The organism is Cetobacterium sp., from assembly GCF_977044495.1.
Genome location: NZ_CDRRQU010000043.1, coordinates 1 through 18062 on the forward strand (window position 1 = coordinate 1; position 18062 = coordinate 18062).

Annotated in this window: 15 protein-coding genes; 12 read left to right on the forward strand and 3 right to left on the reverse strand. The window is 28.1% G+C overall.

All coding sequences use genetic code 11. From position 1 onward, the window contains the following. The 3 genes from ppk1 to ACWI69_RS09745 form a co-directional block, all read left to right on the forward strand. Positions 1 to 1473, forward strand: a 1473-nt coding sequence (gene ppk1 / locus ACWI69_RS09735; protein WP_448821643.1) for a polyphosphate kinase 1, incomplete at its 5' end; no start/stop codon positions are given. A gap of 17 nt (positions 1474 to 1490) precedes the next feature. Next, complete coding sequence (locus ACWI69_RS09740; RefSeq protein WP_448821644.1) at positions 1491 to 2870, forward strand: sugar porter family MFS transporter; 1380 nt, start codon at positions 1491 to 1493, stop codon at positions 2868 to 2870. 12 nt (positions 2871 to 2882) lie between these two features. Continuing rightward, positions 2883 to 5339, forward strand: coding sequence for a plasma-membrane proton-efflux P-type ATPase (locus ACWI69_RS09745; protein WP_448821645.1), 2457 nt, complete (start codon positions 2883 to 2885; stop codon positions 5337 to 5339). 73 nt (positions 5340 to 5412) lie between these two features. On the opposite strand, the gene ACWI69_RS09750 is transcribed toward ACWI69_RS09745, so the two are convergent. Beyond that, complete coding sequence (locus tag ACWI69_RS09750; protein WP_448821646.1) at positions 5413 to 6006, reverse strand: sigma-70 family RNA polymerase sigma factor; 594 nt, start codon at positions 6004 to 6006, stop codon at positions 5413 to 5415. Positions 6007 to 6245: 239 nt separating this feature from the next. Between ACWI69_RS09750 and ACWI69_RS09755 the strand changes: the two genes are divergently transcribed. The 6 genes from ACWI69_RS09755 to ACWI69_RS09780 all read left to right on the forward strand — a co-directional run bounded on the left by ACWI69_RS09755 (position 6246) and on the right by ACWI69_RS09780 (position 14271). Beyond that, positions 6246 to 9098, forward strand: a complete 2853-nt coding sequence (locus tag ACWI69_RS09755) for a DEAD/DEAH box helicase (RefSeq protein WP_448821647.1) — start codon at positions 6246 to 6248, stop codon at positions 9096 to 9098. 123 nt (positions 9099 to 9221) lie between these two features. Then, the gene (locus ACWI69_RS09760; protein WP_448821648.1) at positions 9222 to 10622 is read left to right on the forward strand and encodes a hypothetical protein; all 1401 of its coding nucleotides are present in this window, start codon (positions 9222 to 9224) and stop codon (positions 10620 to 10622) included. Between the two features lie 15 nt (positions 10623 to 10637). Beyond that, complete coding sequence (locus ACWI69_RS09765; protein WP_448821649.1) at positions 10638 to 10817, forward strand: hypothetical protein; 180 nt, start codon at positions 10638 to 10640, stop codon at positions 10815 to 10817. Positions 10818 to 10838: 21 nt separating this feature from the next. After that, the gene (locus tag ACWI69_RS09770; RefSeq protein WP_448821650.1) at positions 10839 to 12038 is read left to right on the forward strand and encodes a helix-turn-helix domain-containing protein; all 1200 of its coding nucleotides are present in this window, start codon (positions 10839 to 10841) and stop codon (positions 12036 to 12038) included. A 127-nt stretch (positions 12039 to 12165) separates the two neighbouring features. After that, positions 12166 to 13311 carry a cyclically-permuted mutarotase family protein gene (locus ACWI69_RS09775; protein WP_448821651.1) on the forward strand — a complete coding sequence of 382 codons (1146 nt, stop codon included), beginning with the start codon at positions 12166 to 12168 and terminating at the stop codon, positions 13309 to 13311. Positions 13312 to 13575: 264 nt separating this feature from the next. Beyond that, positions 13576 to 14271, forward strand: a complete 696-nt coding sequence (locus ACWI69_RS09780; protein WP_448821652.1) for a hypothetical protein — start codon at positions 13576 to 13578, stop codon at positions 14269 to 14271. A gap of 51 nt (positions 14272 to 14322) precedes the next feature. On the opposite strand, the gene ACWI69_RS09785 is transcribed toward ACWI69_RS09780, so the two are convergent. Then, on the reverse strand, positions 14323 to 15159 hold the full coding sequence (locus ACWI69_RS09785; RefSeq protein ID WP_448821653.1) for a mechanosensitive ion channel family protein: 837 nt from the start codon (positions 15157 to 15159) through the stop codon (positions 14323 to 14325). 230 nt (positions 15160 to 15389) lie between these two features. Here ACWI69_RS09785 and ndk point away from each other — a divergent pair, with 230 nt between their 5' ends. The 3 genes from ndk (at position 15390) to ACWI69_RS09800 (ending at position 17316) form a co-directional block, all read left to right on the forward strand. Then, positions 15390 to 15797, forward strand: coding sequence for a nucleoside-diphosphate kinase (gene ndk / locus ACWI69_RS09790; protein ID WP_448821654.1), 408 nt, complete (start codon positions 15390 to 15392; stop codon positions 15795 to 15797). A gap of 149 nt (positions 15798 to 15946) precedes the next feature. Then, the gene (locus ACWI69_RS09795; RefSeq protein WP_448821655.1) at positions 15947 to 16645 is read left to right on the forward strand and encodes a ParA family protein; all 699 of its coding nucleotides are present in this window, start codon (positions 15947 to 15949) and stop codon (positions 16643 to 16645) included. Next, a complete protein-coding gene (locus tag ACWI69_RS09800; protein ID WP_448821656.1) occupies positions 16645 to 17316 on the forward strand; it encodes a hypothetical protein in 672 nt (223 codons plus the stop codon). Before ACWI69_RS09795 ends, ACWI69_RS09800 begins: the two co-directional genes overlap by 1 nt. A gap of 68 nt (positions 17317 to 17384) precedes the next feature. Here ACWI69_RS09800 and ACWI69_RS09805 read toward each other — a convergent pair. Next, positions 17385 to 18062: cation transporting ATPase C-terminal domain-containing protein (locus tag ACWI69_RS09805; RefSeq protein ID WP_448821657.1), on the reverse strand; the 678-nt coding region annotated here is incomplete at its 5' end.

The following is an 18062-nucleotide window of genomic DNA, read 5'->3' on the forward strand; positions in this document are numbered from 1 at the left end:
AAAATTGAGGAAGATAAGAATCACTTTATCCTATTGGAAGAGTTAATAAAAGGAAATTTAAGTACTCAGTTGAATGAATTCGAAATAAAAGAGATTGGAATTTTTAGACTAACAAGAGATGAGGCACTAGAAATTTTGGAAGATTCAAAAGTAAATACAGATATTGTGAAAGAAGTTGAGAGTGAGTTAGAGGAAAGAGAGTGGGGAGAGATTATTAGAATTGAGTATGATAAGAGATTATCTAAAGAGATGAAAGATTTCATACTAAAAAAATTTAGTCTTCCAACTACAGAGATATATGAGATATCTGGACCTATAAATTTAGATTTTTTGTGGACAATAGAGAGATTAGATGGATATGCAAAATATAAGTATGAACCATTAGAGGGAAGATTTTTGAAAAAAATGAAAGGGGAAAATATATTTGATACTTTGAAGAAAAAAGACATCTTATTACTACATCCGTACGACTCTTTTGGAGCTATAACAGAATTGATTGATACAGCAGCGGATGATCCAGATGTATTAGGTATAAGGCAAACTTTATATAGAGTAAAACATCACGACTCACCAATAATTGACGCATTAGAAAAAGCTTGTAAAAAAGGAAAACAGGTTACTGCATTGGTTGAAGCTAAAGCTAGATTTGATGAGGAAGACAATATAGAGTGGGCTAAAAAATTAGAAAAAGTTGGTTGTCATGTAATCTATGGAGTAAAAAACTTAAAAGTTCATGGAAAAACACTTCTTATTTTAAGAAAGGAAAATGACAAAATAAAAAGATATGTTCAGTTAGGAACTGGAAATTACTATAAAGCACCTTATGTTGATATCTCTTTATTCACCGCTAATGAAGGAATAGGAGAAGATATTGCTAATTTATTTTCTAATTTAATAAGTCCACAGGAAACAAATAATTGGAAAGAAGTTGGAGTGGGACCAGAAGAGTTAGATGAAAGATTTAAAAAACTTATAGATAGAGAAACAAGTAATGCGTTAAAAGGAAAAAAAGCAAGAATTACTGCCAAAATGAATGGGTTAACAGATGAAACTATGATAGATAAACTTTACGAAGCTTCAAATGCAGGGGTAAAAATAGTTTTAATTGTTAGAGGATCGTGTTGTCTGTTACCAGGTGTAAAAAATATGAGTGAAAATATAGAAGTCTATAGTATAGTTGGACGATTCTTAGAGCATAATAGAGTTTATATTTTTGAAAATGGTGGAAATAAGGAATACTTTTTATCGAGTGCAGATTGGATGACTAGAAATCTAGAGAGACGGATAGAGCTTATGTTCCCTGTAAATGATGCTAAAAATAAACAACAATTGGATTTATACTTTGAAAATATATTAAAAGATAATGTAAAAAGATGGAAAGAAAACGAAGATGGAACATATTCTTTAGTAAAACCTAGTAAAGATGAAAAAGAGTTCTCATATCAAGAGTATTACCTAAATAATAAGTTCTGAAAAAAGGGGGACTAAATATGAAATATAAGAAGGCAATAATTTCAGCTTTCATAGCGGGTAATGCTGGATTTGTTTTAGGGTATGATATGGGTATATCTGGAGGAACGATAACCAATGTTACAACGCATTTTAACCTTAACTCAGCGTGGGAAGGATTTGCGTTATCAGTTTTTATAGTAGGAGCAGTTTTTGGAAGTATTTTTACAAAGACATTAAATGATGAGTTAGGAAGAAAAAAAGCTTTAATAATAGGAACAGTTTTGATGCTAATAGGAGCAACAGGAGTATATATTTTTGGAGATAATTTTAAATTATTTTTATTATGTAGAGGTATAGCAGGGGCAGGAATGGGGCTGTTATTTTCTTCAGAACCATCCTATGTTACGGAGATATCTCCACCCGGTATAAGGGGAGGATTAGGATCAATATTACAATTTACCACTGGTTTAGGAATAATTGTTGGTTATTTTGTGACTTTTACAATGCTAAAATATCAAAATATGACCCAAGATAATATTTGGATGTGGAAAACAATCTATGGAACAGAGATTATTGTAGTCGTACTATATTTATTTTCTTTATTCTATATTGTGCATAGTCCAATTTGGTTTTTAATGAAAAATAGAGATGATGAAGCCAAAAAAGTAATGCAGGATATTTGGCCAGATATTAATTCAGATAAATTTATAGAAACACATAGTAAATATAATAGGAATGCGGATGAAAGTAAAAATATAGAACATCAAATGGAGAAAAGTGGTAATTTGAAAAAACTTATATTCATAGTATTTTTTATGGCAGCCCTAACAGAACTTTGTGGTATAAATCCATTGATTTACTACTCTTCCGATATTTTTAGAAAAATAATGCCTGAAGGACCTGATACAGCTTTTTATCAAAGTATAATAAACGGTGTATTTTTTACAATTGGATCATTGGTATCAATGTTTACAGTAGATAAATTTGGAAGGAAAACGTTACTTTTCATAGGAACGTTTATTATGTCAGCATCTTTATTTGTAATAGGAGTACATATATATTTAAGTCTTTACTCGATGCTTCTTGTTTATTTAATATATTTATTTATATTTTCTTATAATTTTTCAGCGGGTGCAATCAGATTTTTATATATAGGAGAATTATCCCCAACGCCATTGAGAGCATATAGTCTTGGATTTGCGGGAGTTGTAAATTGGGCAAGTGATTTTTTAGTATCGTGGACACTTCCAATTATAGCAAATAGTATTTTTTTAAATAGAATTCTTAGAGGTTCTTCAATATTTTTTATTTACTCAGTTTTTGGATTTATATTTTTTATTTTGATATTTACAATCCCAGAGACAAAAGGAAAAACATTACATGAAATTTCAGAGTATTGGAGCTTAAAAGATAGCTAGGAGGGTAAATTTATGAACAAAATCTCAAATGATGATTTATTAAAAAAACTAGGAACAAATGAGAAAACAGGTTTAAGTACTTCAGAAGCTCAAGAAAGGTTAGCAAAGGATGGGAAAAACGCATTAGCGGAGAAAAAGGTAACACTTTTACAAAAATTGATGCCGTATTTCTGGGGTCCAATACCATGGATGATAGAAGCAGCAATGTTGCTTTCGTTGATAACAATGGATATAAAAGATTTTGTAATTATATCATTATTACTTTTTTTAAATGCTTTTATTGGATGGAAACAAGATAAAAGTGCTCAAGATGCATTGGCAGCATTAAAAAATGATTTAGCACTAAAAGCTAATGTTTTAAGAGACTCCAAATGGGAGGAGATTCCCGCTACAAATTTAGTTGTGGGAGATATTGTAAATATAGTTTTAGGAAACGTTGTGCCAGCTGACGCTCAGATATTAAGTGGAAGTTATTTAACTGTTGACCAAGCAGCACTTACAGGTGAAAGCTTACCAGTGACTAAAAATATACAAGATGTTGTATATTCTGGGTCTATAGCCAAAGAGGGAAATGTAATAGTTGTTGTAACAGCAACAGGAGCAAATACTTATTTTGGTAAAACAGCCAAATTAGTAGCTGAGGCTGGAGCTAAGAGTCAATTGACAGCTGAGGTAACTTCAGTGGGTAACTTCTTAATAATTGGAGCTGTAATTCTTTCAATAATTTTAGTGGTATTCCAATTAATTTTAATAAGACCTTTGGACCAAGCAACTATTTTGCGAATAATAAAAACAGTACTAGTTTTGATGGTTGCAACTATACCAGTAGCAATGCCAGCAGTTATATCTGTAACAATTGCTTTGGGAGCTTTACAGCTATCTAAAAAGAAAGCGATAGTTTCTAAGTTGAATTCTATTGAGGCTTTAGCGAGTGTGAATGTACTTTGTAGTGATAAAACAGGAACATTGACACAGAATAAATTGAGTGTAGCTGGGGTATTCCCAGTTGAAGGAGTAACTAGTCAGTTGATGACAACGTATGGAGTTTTAGCCTCCGATCCAAAAGGTGATGATGTTATAGATTTAGCTATAAAAAACTTTTTAAAATCAGATACTTCCTTAGCTGGTTACAAGGTAGATAAATTTACACCATTTAATCCCGTTATAAAAAGAGTGGAGGTAATAGTAGAAAAAGATGGAAAAAAATTCCATATAGTGAAAGGAGCTCCACAAGTTATTGTTGCTATGTGTAAATTGACTGGAGATACTTTAAAAAATATTCAGGGCAAAATAAATGAGCTAGCAGCTCATGGATTTAAAGCTTTAGGAGTTGCAACTGGTGATGGAGAAACATGGACGTATGTGGGGACTTTTTCTTTAGCTGATCCTTTGAGACCTGATAGTAAATCGACTGTTCACGCTTTACAAGCTGAAGGAATAGATGTAAAGATGATAACAGGAGATAGCCAAAATATTGCTAAAGAAGTAGCTATAGAATTAGGAATAGGAGATAATATACTACTGGCAACAGATGTTTTTGGAACAGGAAATAAGAAAATTGTGATAACTCCAAGTATGCAAAAGTTGGTGGAAGGAGCGAGTGGATTTGCAGAAGTATTCCCGCAACATAAATATGAAATTGTAAAAGTATTACAATCAAAAGGATATATTTGTGCTATGACAGGTGATGGTGTTAATGATGCGCCAGCATTAAAACAGGCAGATTGCGGAATTGCAGTTTCAGGGGCAACAGATGCAGCTAGAGCAGCAGCAGCACTAATTTTGACAAATCCAGGTCTAAGTGTAATAGAAAATGCTATAAATGAAGCTAAAAAAATATTTGCAAGAATGATGAGTTATATATATTATCGTATTGCAATGACAATTAATATTATGATATTTTCTGTTGTTGTAACATTAGTTGGGAAGTATTTTATTCATAGAGTTATTCCAGGAGTAAATGAATCATTTTTCCCATTGACAGCGATAATGCTTGTGTCTTTGGCACTGTTAGATGACATTCCAATAATGACTATAGCTTATGATAATGCTGAGATAAGTTCAGGTCCAGCTGTTTGGAACAAAAAGAAAACGTTCACAGTCAGCTCTGTTTTAGGACTAGTATCTGTTATTCAAAGTATAGCTCTTGTTATATGGGTGGATAAAGACTGGACTCAAGTAGCAAGTTTTGGTCAATTACAAACTTTGGTATTTTTACAGTTAGTTGTAGGAGGACATCTATTATTATTTATAACAAGACGTTCAAGTTGGTTCTTTACAAGACCTTTCCCAGAATGGAAACTATTTTGGGCAATAGTTGTAACTCAAATTTTTGTCGTATTTATGACATATTTTGGATGGTTAGTTGATGCAATAAGTTTAAGCGATATTTTATATGTTTGGTGTTACAATCTTTTGTGGATGTTCCCATTATCTTTTATCTCAACAATTATGAAGAAAATGAAATAAAAAAAGCAGTTCACAAAAGTGAACTGCTCAAGCTGTAGATAATTAGTTATTTACAGCTTTTTTATATTAATAACTATTTACTGATATACGATCCTAAATAGTTTAATATTTTCTTTTTAATTCTTTGAATAGTATTATCTATTTTTTTTGGAGTTTCATCTAGAGTCTTAGCAATCTCGATATATGTGTATTCCTTACATAGGTAGTAAAAAACGGTTTTTTCCAATTCACTTAAATTTTCAATTAAGAAAGTTTCTAAAAGTTTTACTAATTCTTTTCCTAGGACAATCTCTTCAGGATTATAGAAGTTTATGGATGGTGTATTATATTTAGTAACTTCTTCAAATCCAATATATTCCTCTCCCATAACAGCGGAGTTTAAATTTTGATATTTAGCAGAACTGTGCGTCTTTACAGCTGTTATAATTTGTCTTCTAATACATAGATTCGCAAAAGTGTTAAAACACGCATTTTTATTTTCATCATAAGATTTAATCGCTTTTATAAGTCCAATATAACCTTCTTGTAATAAGTCATCTGATTCCGCACCTTTTAAGAAAAATTTACGATTGTTTTTTAAGATTGAACTTTGGTACTCATGAAAAATCTTTTCGGTAGCTTCTTCATCTCCTTGTTGTGCTAACTTAATATCTCTAATTTCTATCATGCTTTCGTCCCCCCGACTTTCTTTGATATATTTCTTACTATGTAATGATATCAAAAAAGTAAAAGAAAATAAATATTCCAAATTTTTCTTTACAAATATATTTTTTGATATATAAGCATGAAATAAAAAAAGAAAGCCATTGCTTATAGAGCGAATTAAAGAGTGAGTGCTTTAGTCTAACATGAGAGTAGAAAAATATGGTATAATGTGCTATAAAAATTAAAAAATAAAGGTGAAAGATGGAAAAGATTTTAGTAGAAAGTTTAAAGACAAGCTCTATTGATTTAGCGATAGAGTCAAAAAATGAGTATCAGCATAAACTTTTATCAAATAAAGAAAAAAAAATAATTACAGATATAAGAGAAGAACTAGAAAATTGTGATGAATTTATAATTTCTGTTGCTTTTATAACGGAAGGAGGAGTTTCACTAATATTAGAGCAACTAAAAAATTTAGAAACAAGAGGTGTCAAAGGAAAAATTTTGACAGGTGATTATCTGAGCTTTACTCAACCAAAAGCCTTAAAAAAATTACTTTCGTATAGTAATATAGAGTTAAAGCTCTTAAGTGATGAAAAATTTCATGCTAAAGGATATTTTTTTAAAAAAGGTGATGTTTGGACATTAATTGTTGGAAGTAGTAATTTAACTCAGACGGCATTAACTGTAAATTTTGAGTGGAATTTGAAAGTGAGTTCTTTAAGAAAAGGAAAAATTGCCAATGAAATATTGAATGAGTTTACTAAAACCTTTGATAGCTTACCTAAATTGACTTTGAGTGCTATTGGAGAATACGAAGAGATATATAATTTGAATAAGAAACTAATAGAGCTTCAAAGAGAAAAGATTACAAAAAATTTAGAAATTAACCCAAATTTAATGCAAGATGAAGCTTTAAAAGCTTTAAAAGTTTTAAGAGAGAGGGAAAGCAAAGGATTACTAATAAGTGCTACTGGAACAGGAAAAACATTTTTAAGTGCATTTGACATAAAAGCAGTGAATCCTAAAAAAGTGTTGTTTTTAGCTCATAGAAAAACAATACTTGAAAAATCTAAAGAGAGTTATGAACTTGTAATAAAAGATAAAAAAATGGGAATATATGGTGAGGATATATTAATAGATAAGGATATAATTTTTGCTATGGTACAAACTTTAAGTAAAGATAAGCATCTAGAACTATTTTCAAAAGAAGAGTTTGAGTATATAGTTGTAGATGAGGTGCATCATAGTGGAGCAAAGAGTTATCAAAAGATATTAAATTACTTTAAGCCTAAGTTTTTACTAGGGATGACAGCAACTCCCGAAAGAAACGACGATTTTGATATATATTCCTTATTTAATCACAATATTGCATATGAAATTAGGCTTCATGATGCTTTGAGAGAAAAACTTCTTTGCCCTTTTCATTATTTTGGAATTTCAGATATATTGATAGATGGGAAAGAGGTAGATGAAAAAACCTCAGTAAAAAACTTAGTATTGGATGAGAGAGTAAATCACATAATTGAAAAGAGCAGATATTATGGTTATAGTGGTGATAAGCTACATGGACTTATATTTGCATCAAAGGTTGAAGAGGCTATACTTTTATCAGAAAAGTTAAACGAGAAAGGTATAAAAAGTCGGGCATTAAGTGGAAAAAATAGTGATTTAGAAAGGGAGTTAACTATAGAGAGTTTAGAAAGGGGAGAAATTCAATATATAGTAACAGTGGACATATTTAATGAAGGTGTAGATATACCTTGTGTAAATCAGGTTATTTTTTTAAGACCTACAGATTCTTCAATCGTTTATATTCAACAATTGGGTAGAGGACTTAGAAAAAGTTTGAATAAAGAGTATGTAGTGATATTAGATTTCATAGGAAATTATGAGAAAAACTTTTTAATACCTACAGCAATTTCACAAAATAGTAGTTTTGATAGAGATTTTATGAAAAGATTTATAGTGAATGGAACAAATATGATTCCGGGAGAAAGTAGTATAACTTTTGAATCTATTGTAAAAGAAAGGATTTTTGAAAATATAAATAAAACAAATTTTTCAACCAAAAAGAATATAGAGCATGATTTTAATCTTTTAGAAAAACAAATAGGTAGAATCCCTCTACTTAACGATTTTTTTGAAAGAAATATGATAGAACCTAGTGTAATGCTTAAATTTAGAAAAAACTATGATGAGATTTTAAAAATTTTAAGACCAAAACTTCAGTTGGGTGAGTTATCTAAAATTGAAAGAAACTATTTAACATTTTTATCAAGCATTTTTACTCCAAGTAAAAGACTTCATGAAATACTTACTTTAAAAGTGTTATTATCGAAAAAAGAGATTACTGTAAAAGATATAGAGGAAATTTTAGAAGAAAAATATCTTCTATTTGAACAAGAAAAAAATATAGAAAATGCTATAGAGCATTTATCCAAAAATATTTTTACAAGTTTATCAACAATAAAAGAGTTTGAACCCATAGTTGAAGTAGGAGAAAAATATAGTTTAAAAAAGGTATTCAAAGAAAGTTACAAAAAAAATGGTTATTTTAAAATGCTGATAGATGACTTGGTGGAATATAATTTGAATTATGTTTTAAAAAATTATAGACAAAAAACAAATGAAACAATAATAAAGTATAAAGAGTATACAAAACAACAAGCTTTTTGGAATCTGAATTTAGATTTTAATAATGGATATCAAGTAAGTGGATATACAATATTTGAAGATGAAAAAAAAGTTGTTATATTTATAACCCTAGATGATTCATTACCATTTATTGCCTATGATAATGTATTTTACGATAGACAACGTTTTACTTGGTTTTCTAAGAGTAACAGGTGTTTAAGTAGGAATGGAATCTTAACAGGAGAGGGGAAAATTGCCAATAATTATTATACAATAGAGGTATTTTTGAAGAAAAAATCAGGAGAAAATTTCTATTATTTGGGTGAAGTTGAAAGGGTTTTAAGTGCTAAGGAAGTTATAGGAAAAAAAGGAGAACCTTTGGTAGAATATGAACTAAAATTAAAATATGAAATAGATATAGAGCTGTATAGTTATTTTAATCTAGCTCCTGTAGATACAAATAGTATTAAAATTTAAAAGATCCAATTTTGGGTCTTTTTTTGCTATATATAGAATTTTTCATGTTCTAAATATTTAAAATTTTCATGTATTTTTTTTATAACAAGTGTGTTAAAATTTATATTTAGGGGGGTGATTAATTTGAATTCAACAAATATAGGAATACTAAATTTATTATATCAAGGACATTTTTCTCAAGATGATTTGGCATTGTATTTGGATGTAGAAAGTAAAACTTTATTTAAAAATATCTCTCAATTGAATATTAATTTAAAAGATTTAAATTTGAATGAGATAGAGATAAAGGAGGGAAAATATCACTTAGAGCTTAGCCAATGCCAGTGGAGTTATATTTTAAATAATAAAGAATTTATGAGTTCGGAAGATATTATTGATTATTTATATTTAAAATTTATTTTTAAAGGTTTTATAAATTTAGAATTGGAGAAGAATGAGTTTCAAATATCGAGAAGCTCCATAAACAGGTATTTTTTGGTAGTAAAAAATATGTTAGCAAAAAATAATAGTAGTTATAGGTATGAAAATGGAAAGGGACTTAGGCTAGTTCATTTGTCTTTTCAAGATAAAAATTTATTTTGTAAAAAACTTATAAAGTTATTCATGAAAACGGAGTTTTTAATATCTTCATCTACAATTTATTATAATATATTTAAAGAGTTTCAAATTAATGAACTTTCAGAGAAGTTGTACAGGATATTTATTTTCTCTGAAGTTGCTTTAACTAAATTTGTTATGGCGTTCTCATTAGCTTTAAAAATATGTATAAATACTTTTGGAGGATTCAAATTTAATGACGATTATAATGAGTCAGAACGTTATAACAATATACGAGAAGTAATAGAAGAGGAATTAAAAAATTATTCATCAAATTATAGAGAGCAAATTTTTTTGTTTTTATTAAATTTAAAAAATAAGGAAAACTTCTATGAACAAGAGATAATAGATCGAGGTAAAATACTAATAAAAGAGTTAAAAAAGCAATTTATTATTGATAATATTGAAAAAGGATTCAAAGAACTTTTATTGAAGAAGCTATATATGTCTCTGTTCAAATATGAAAATAATATTTTAAAAGTATATTCGTCAAAACTTAATAGTGATGATAAGAGATTATTAAAAATGCTTGATGAAAGTTTAATTAAAACAGAGTTAAAAATATATTTTTATGATAAAGTTGTTATTTTAGATATGTTAAAGAAAATTATAATCGAAAAAAATAAAAAGGAAATAAATAATATTTTACTTCTTTTCAATGAGATTGTTTTACCATATGATGTGTATTTAAAAGAAAATTTACAAAAACAGATACCACATGTGAATATAGATATAATGCCTTCATTTCATTTAAAATTTAACTATTCAAACTGTATTGATCAATACGATTTAATATTGAGTGATGAAAAATATCAAGATTCAAATGTTGAAAAAATATCATCATTTAATTATTTAAGAGTCTTAGAAAAAATAGATAAAAAAGCGATAGAGCGAGGGCTAAGCAGTTTATTTACTATAAAGGTATAAAAAGAGGGAGTAGTTATGAATGTAACATCAATACACTTTAAAATTATGCATTGTTTAAAAAAAAATATTTATTCGATTAGTGAACTAGTTGAAATTTTAAACATTTCTGAATTTAAAGTTAAAAGATATCCAAAAGATTTAGAATATCTACTTGAAGAGGACTCTAGCGAAAATATTCACAATAAAATTAATTGAACACCACAAATAAGAGAAAAAATGAGAAAAAAGCAAAGTCTTACTCCCGAAGAAAGACAGATGTATGTGATTTTAAAATTTTTAGAGGCAGATATAATAAATTTGAGTCACATAAGTGAAGAGATTGGGATAACGAGAAGAACTTTGACAAATGATTTAAATGAATTAAAAGAGATTTTAGAAAAATTTAATTTGGAGATAAAAAATCTAACAAGATATGGAATTGTGTTAGAGGGAAAGGAAAGCGACAAAAGGAGTTTTTTTGAACTATATTTAATAAAAATATTTATAGAGAAAAGATATCTACCAAAAATTTTTGATGGTATATTTTTAGAATTTGAAGAGATAAAAATCAAGTGTGAAATATATAAACTAATAAAAGAGATGTTTGTTTTTATGAAGATTCCAAATAATAGTTTTGTTTTTTTAAATCTAGAAGTTAAATCATATATAGCTATTCTGAGAAGTAATTACAAAGACTCCAGTATAGATATGATGATAGAAAATGAGGAAAGTGACAAAAAATTTATAGAGTTTTTAAAAGAAATACCTTTTTATACAAACTTTGAGATAAGTCAAATAATAGATATTTATAGAAAGAGATATAAAGGAAATTTAGTAAAATTATATCCAGAAAAAGCTAAACAAGCAAGAGAGATAATTAAATATATTGGGAAAAATATGAGAAGTAATATAGTTATAACAAAAGAACTTTTAGCAAGAGTTATGGTTATAATTATTGTTAGAGATTACAAGAGAGAATTTAATGTAAATGAGTTCTATATATTTAATAATACTATTGGAAAAGCGTATTTACTTCCATATAAAAAAATATCAGAATTATTGAAGGATTATTACGGTGAGATAGATAGTTTTGATTTAGCTAATTTAGCTATGACTTTTTTGAGTAATATATATTTGGATAATAAGAAAAAAATTGAAGAAGCAAAAAATATTGTGATAGTTTATAATTTTTTACACAGAGATATGATAATAGATTTGTGTGAGGATATTGGACTTAGTAGAGATGAAGTTGGATATGAATTAGTTTTGTTCTTTGAATTTGAGGAAATTTTAAAGAAGAAAAATTTTAAAATAATTATAACATTTGAAGATATAGATTTTTCTGATTACGATATAGAGGACAGATTAATCGAATTTAATTTTCCTATAACGAAGTATGATAAATTAAAGTTAAAACCATTATTAGAAGAGAAATAAGGAGTAGGTTTAATCTGCTCCTATTATATTTTTTGGAAACTTTAGAAGTTTCTCAGTAGAAAAACTTGACAAAAGAAAAATGATACAGTATATAAAACTATTGAAACTAATAATAGGGAGGGGTATTATGAAAAAAATTATGTTAGGCTTATCGGTAGCGACTTTAATAGTAACAGGATGTTCTGGGACTACGACAAAAAGTAACGGGAATTCAGACATAACTTGGAAATATATTAAAGACTTACCAGTTCCAAAGGGTTATGAAGTACAAAAGGGAGTAGCCGGACCTTTAGCTGGGAACATAGGAGAGTACGTAGTTGTAGCAGGAGGAGCGAATTTCCCGCACAAGTCTGTTCTTGAGGGTGGTGCAAAAGTAGTTTATCCGGATTTATATTTAATGAAAAAAGTAAAAAATGGTTTAGAGTTAATTAAACATACTCAATTACCAAAAGAGATAGGATATGGGTCTGCAATATCTACAGAGACAGGTATTTACTATATTGGTGGAACTTATGAAGTGGGGGTATCAAATGAGATATTACTTATAACTTTAAATGCCGATAAAACAGATGTTGTGGTTAAAACAATAGGAACTTTGCCATTTGATTACCATAGTGGAGTAGCTACTTTATATGGAGATGACATCTATATAGTGACTGGAAGACAAGATGGAAAAAATAGTAAGAATTTTTATAAATATAATTTGATAACATCTAAAACAACAGAATTAAAAATGTTCCCGGGAACAGAAAGAAGTCAATCAGTTGGACAAGTTTTAAATAATGGCTCAGAAGATCTTCTATATGTGTTTGGTGGGGGAACGGGGGTAGCATTTACAGATGGATATGCGTACAGTTTTAGTAAAGGCATATGGGTAAAGGTCAAAGATGTAGAGTTAAAAAATAAAGAGATATCTCTTTTAGGGGCAAGTTCTGTAAAATTAAACAATAGCGAGATGCTAGTAATAGGTGGGTTTAATAAAGAAGTTTGGGATGATGCCAATCTTAAATTAGGATCATTAAAAGGCAAGGAGTTGGAGAAGTACAGACATGACTATTTTACTAAAGACCCACAAGATTTTAATTGGAATAAAGAGATGTTGGTGTATGATGCCATTACTAATACATGGAGAACAATAGGGCAGGTACCATTTATGGCACCATGTGGAGAGGGATTAGTAAAAGTTGGGGATACAATATATTCGATAAATGGTGAAATTAAACCAGGAGTCAGAAGTGAAAGAATATACCAAGGAACAATAATTAAAGATTAGTAAAAAGTAATCAAATAGCGAACATAAGTTGACCAGTTAAAAGTTAGACAAAACAGGTGTTTTATTATATAATTCAATTACTGAACTTTTAATGCTCATCAATTTTCTCTCAAGTTGATGAAAAATTTTCTAATTTAAAAAATAAGCAGGTACATTCCCAGTATCTGCTTATTTTATTTTAAATATTTATCAATAAAAAACAGGAAAAAATAGTGATCTACGGTAAAACCTAGTTAAGTAAAGCGAATAGGAGGGGAGATATTTATGATTAGGTCACTTTTTAAAAATAAAAAAATTATTGCAGCAGAGAAAGATCAGGAAATATTAGAAAATGAAATAAAGAAAGTATCGCAAGAACTTGTGAAAAAAGATGGTTTTTTAAAATGTAAAAATGATTTATTTATATCTATAGAAGAAGCTGGTAAAAAAACTTATGACTGGGAACGAATGGGGGATGAACTAAAAAAATATCATAAAGAAAATCTCACTTTAAAAAAAGAGTTAGAAAAAATAAATAAAATATTATCTATAAATTGTGTAGAAAATCATTATCTAATTAAAATAGAGAAATTTTTATTTGAAATTAGATTTTCTGAAGTGGTGAATAATTTAAAGTTGAATGGTGTTATGTACGTTCAGTGCTTAAATAGTTATATTATAGAAAATTTAGTTGAGGATGAAAAATTAAAAGGTGAGATTATAAAAAAATATAAAAATTTTTTAAATGGAATTATGAACTGGGAGATTAAAACAAATTTATTGAAAGGTGAAAAAATTACAAAGGTTTATGTTAAGCATAGAAAACTGGTGAATATACTGAATGAAAAAGCAATTTCTTATATGGGTGAACTCAACTATGAAGTTTTTGAAAGTCTTTTAGAAGCTGGATATACTCAAGAGGAGATAAAAGTTTTTAAAGATATATATGATGATTATGAAAAAAAGTATCTTGTAAAATAAATTACATAATAAAAATACACAGGTTTTATCCTGTGTATTTTTATGTCTATACTATTCAGCAGTTGTTTTACAGTAGACATCCAGTTTATTGTATGGAATTTCGATTCCCTCTTGATCAAATTTCTTTTTAACAAGTTCCTGTAAATCAAAGAAAACATCCCAGTAGTGTTCTTTTTTAGCCCAAACTCTCATTGTAAAATCTAAGGAGCTTGAATTATGTTTGCTAAGTCTGACAAAGATATCTTTATCTTGAAGAATTAGAGCGTGATTTTTAGCAATATCAGTTAAAAGTTTTTTTACTTGATCAATAGATGTGTCATATGAAACTGAAAAAACACAATCTACTCTTCTCTCAGCATTAGCCCCAGCGTTAATAATAACTTCTCCCGAAAGTTTACCATTGGGAACAACGACAAATTTGTTATCAACAGTGTGTAAAACAGTGTAAAGAAAAGTAATTCTTTGGACAGTTCCTTCGACATTACAAGATATGATATAGTCTCCCTTAGTAAAGTATCTAGAAGCTAGTATTTGCATTCCACCAGCCAGATCCGATAAACTTCCTTTTAAAGCAAGTCCTATACCGATACCAATAGACCCAAGTAAGGCTAAGATAGATGTCATTTCAATACCAAGTATTTGGATAACATTTAAAACATAAAAAATAATTATTAAAATATTTAAAAAAGACTGTAAAAAATGTATTAAAAGCTCATCAAGTTTTTTCAGTGATAAAAATTTATTGAAAGCTTTCATAAGAAAACCTTGAACAGGTTTGTAAGTTATCCAAAGGATAGCTAATAAAATTAGTTTTTTAATAAGAATAGGTGCTGACTTTGCAAGAGCAGCAGTAAACTCATTAATAAAAGTTGTTAATGTTTGTTCCATTGATAAAAGTCCTCCTAAAAATATAAAGTATAGAATAGATTATAAAAGATTTTTTGTCAGAAGTCAAAGTATATTTAATCAACATAGTGAATATTAGTATTACTTTTATGTGATTAAATTCTAATTTGATATTTAAATATAAAACTTATTGAAGTTAAAAAAGGAAAATTTATCATAAATAGGTATTATTAAAATAGATAAAATAATCTAGGAGTATACGAGGGGGATAGATGGAAAAGACACTATTAGTGATAAAACCAGATGCTGTAGAAAGAAAATTGATTGGAGATATAATTCAAAGGGTAGAAAGAAAAGGATTAGAGATTAAGGCTTTAAAAATGGAGAGAATAACTTTAGAAAAAGCAGAAAAGCATTATGAAGTTCATAAAGAAAAAGAATTTTATAATGATTTAATAAACTTTATTACTTCTGGACCGGTTGTATTGATGGTGATAGAAGGGGAAAATTGTGTTCAAATAGTCAGACAGATGGCAGGAAGTACATCACCTCTAGACGCTATTCCAGGAAGTATAAGAGGAGATTATTCGGTAGATTTACTGAAAAATATTGTTCATACATCAGACAGCGTAGAATCAAGTAGAAGAGAGATTAAAAATTTTTTTAGAAATGTAGATTAAAATTTTTTAAAATAAAACTATATAAAAAATTACAGTAGGAGGAGTAGACCTCCTTTTTATATTGATTTGTATTTTTTGGTAAAATAGGGTATTATAGAAAATGATTATGTTCTACAAAATGGGATTTAAAAGATAAAAGGAGAGATGTAATGGGAAAGGTTATTACAGTAAAAAACAATAAAGGTGGAGTTGGGAAATCTTGGCTTACTTTGCAACTAGCTCATATATTATCAAATATAGACGACAATAAGGTTTTAGTTATAACATCAGATAGTCAAAATAATGTGATGCTTTATGCGGGAGTAGATATAGAGTTTGATAAAGGTTTGGAACATTGGATAAGTAAAGAAGATGGTGATTTAATTGCATTGAGAAGTAATTTATATTATATACCATTGATCAATAGTAATTTTAAAAGAGGATTTGATAAAAAGTTAAAAGCACTGATTGAGAAATTAAAAAGAGAATACAATTATATATTAATAGATTCTGTACCAGTTTTAAATATAGATAAGTGTTTTTTAGAATTAGCAGACACTATAGTGATACCGACTATGTTAGATACAGCTAGCTGTAAGGGAATATTAAATTTATCTAATGAAGTAGAATTATCAAAAGTGAAGGTAATAGTACCTAATAAATTTTCTAAAACTAAGTCAGAAAAATTTTGGAAAGAAATTTTAGGGGATTTTTTAAAGGGAAATTCGATATATTTTGCAGAGCCAATTCCACAAATGGCTTTTTTAGCTGAATTGACACACCAAGGAAAAACAATTTTAGAAAGTAGCTCTAAAAAAATTGATGAAGTACAAAATAATTTGATAGAAATTGCTAAGGTGATATCTTAATGAAAAAGATAAATAGTAAAATAGCTAACAAATTGGGTGAAAAATTTAGAGAAACAAACAATAACAAAGCTATTGAAACGATTGAAATAAAAGAAAAATATAATCCAATTTTAAATTATGATGACTTTGAATTGGAAATAGATCAAAAAGAAAAGATGATAGTTTTTGAAGAAAAAGCAGTCTTTCACGCACAGGAATTATCTAAAAATACAATAGAACTTTCAAAAGTTTTTAGTGCAGCTCAAAAAACTTTAGCTGCGTGTAAGACTGGAACTTTTGTTAAATGGTATGAAGCATTGGGCTTTAAAAAGGATTTTGTATATATGCTCTTAAAGAGAAATGATTTATTTTTAGAATTATCAAATGAAAAAGTATTTCAAATACCCGAAAAAGCAATAAAAACTATTTCCAAGATAAAAGATAAAGTTGATACCAAGGTAATTTTAGATATTGTAAATGCTGAGAAACCAGTTGAAGTAGCAAAAGAAAAAGAGAGTTATTTTTCGGGTAACCCGAAAGATAGAAAAAATGAAATAGAAGATATTGAGATGCTGGAAGGTAACTTTGATAAGATAAAAGAGCTTGAGAAAAAATTGTCAGAATACTATAGAAAAATAAAAGAGATTGAATATGAGTTAAGTATTTTAAAAAAAGAAAGTAAAGAAAAATAAAAAAGGCTACTCATCGAGAGTAGCTTTTCTTATAATAAAATACTTAAACTAGCTTAAATATATAGAATCTATAACCAAGAATTGAATTTTTTAATGAAATATTTTTTAGCTAAAATTACAGTGAAGAAGTATCCAATAAGTATTAGTATAATCCAAATGAAAAAAGAAATAGACATAGGAACAAATCCTAAAGTTACACTAGCTTTAGAATATGGAATAAATAAAGCAAAAATCAAAATAGCAGAAGTTAAAAGAATAACTTTTATATTAGCATTTGATTCAATAAAAGGTACTTTTTTAGTTCTGATAAGATAGATTATAAGTGTTTGAGATAAAATACTTTCTATAAACCAACCAGTATGAAAAAGTGCTTGTTTATCAATAGTGTTAGCCTTAAATACATAAAACATAAGTAAAAAAGTTATAACATCAAATATGGAGCTCAGAGGACCAATATAAATCATAAACTTTCCAACTCCCCCAGCATTCCAATCTTTAGGTTTTAAAATATCCTCTGTATCGACATTATCCCAAGGTATAGATATTTGGGATATATCATAAAGTAGATTTTGAAAAAGTATTTGTATAGGGAGCATTGGCAAAAATGGTAGAAATGCACTAGCTAGAACAATACTAAATACATTTCCAAAGTTTGAAGAAGCAGTCATTTTTAAATATTTAATCATATTGGTAAAAATTTTTCTACCAATTATAACTCCTTCTAAAAGGACTGAAAGTTCTTTTTC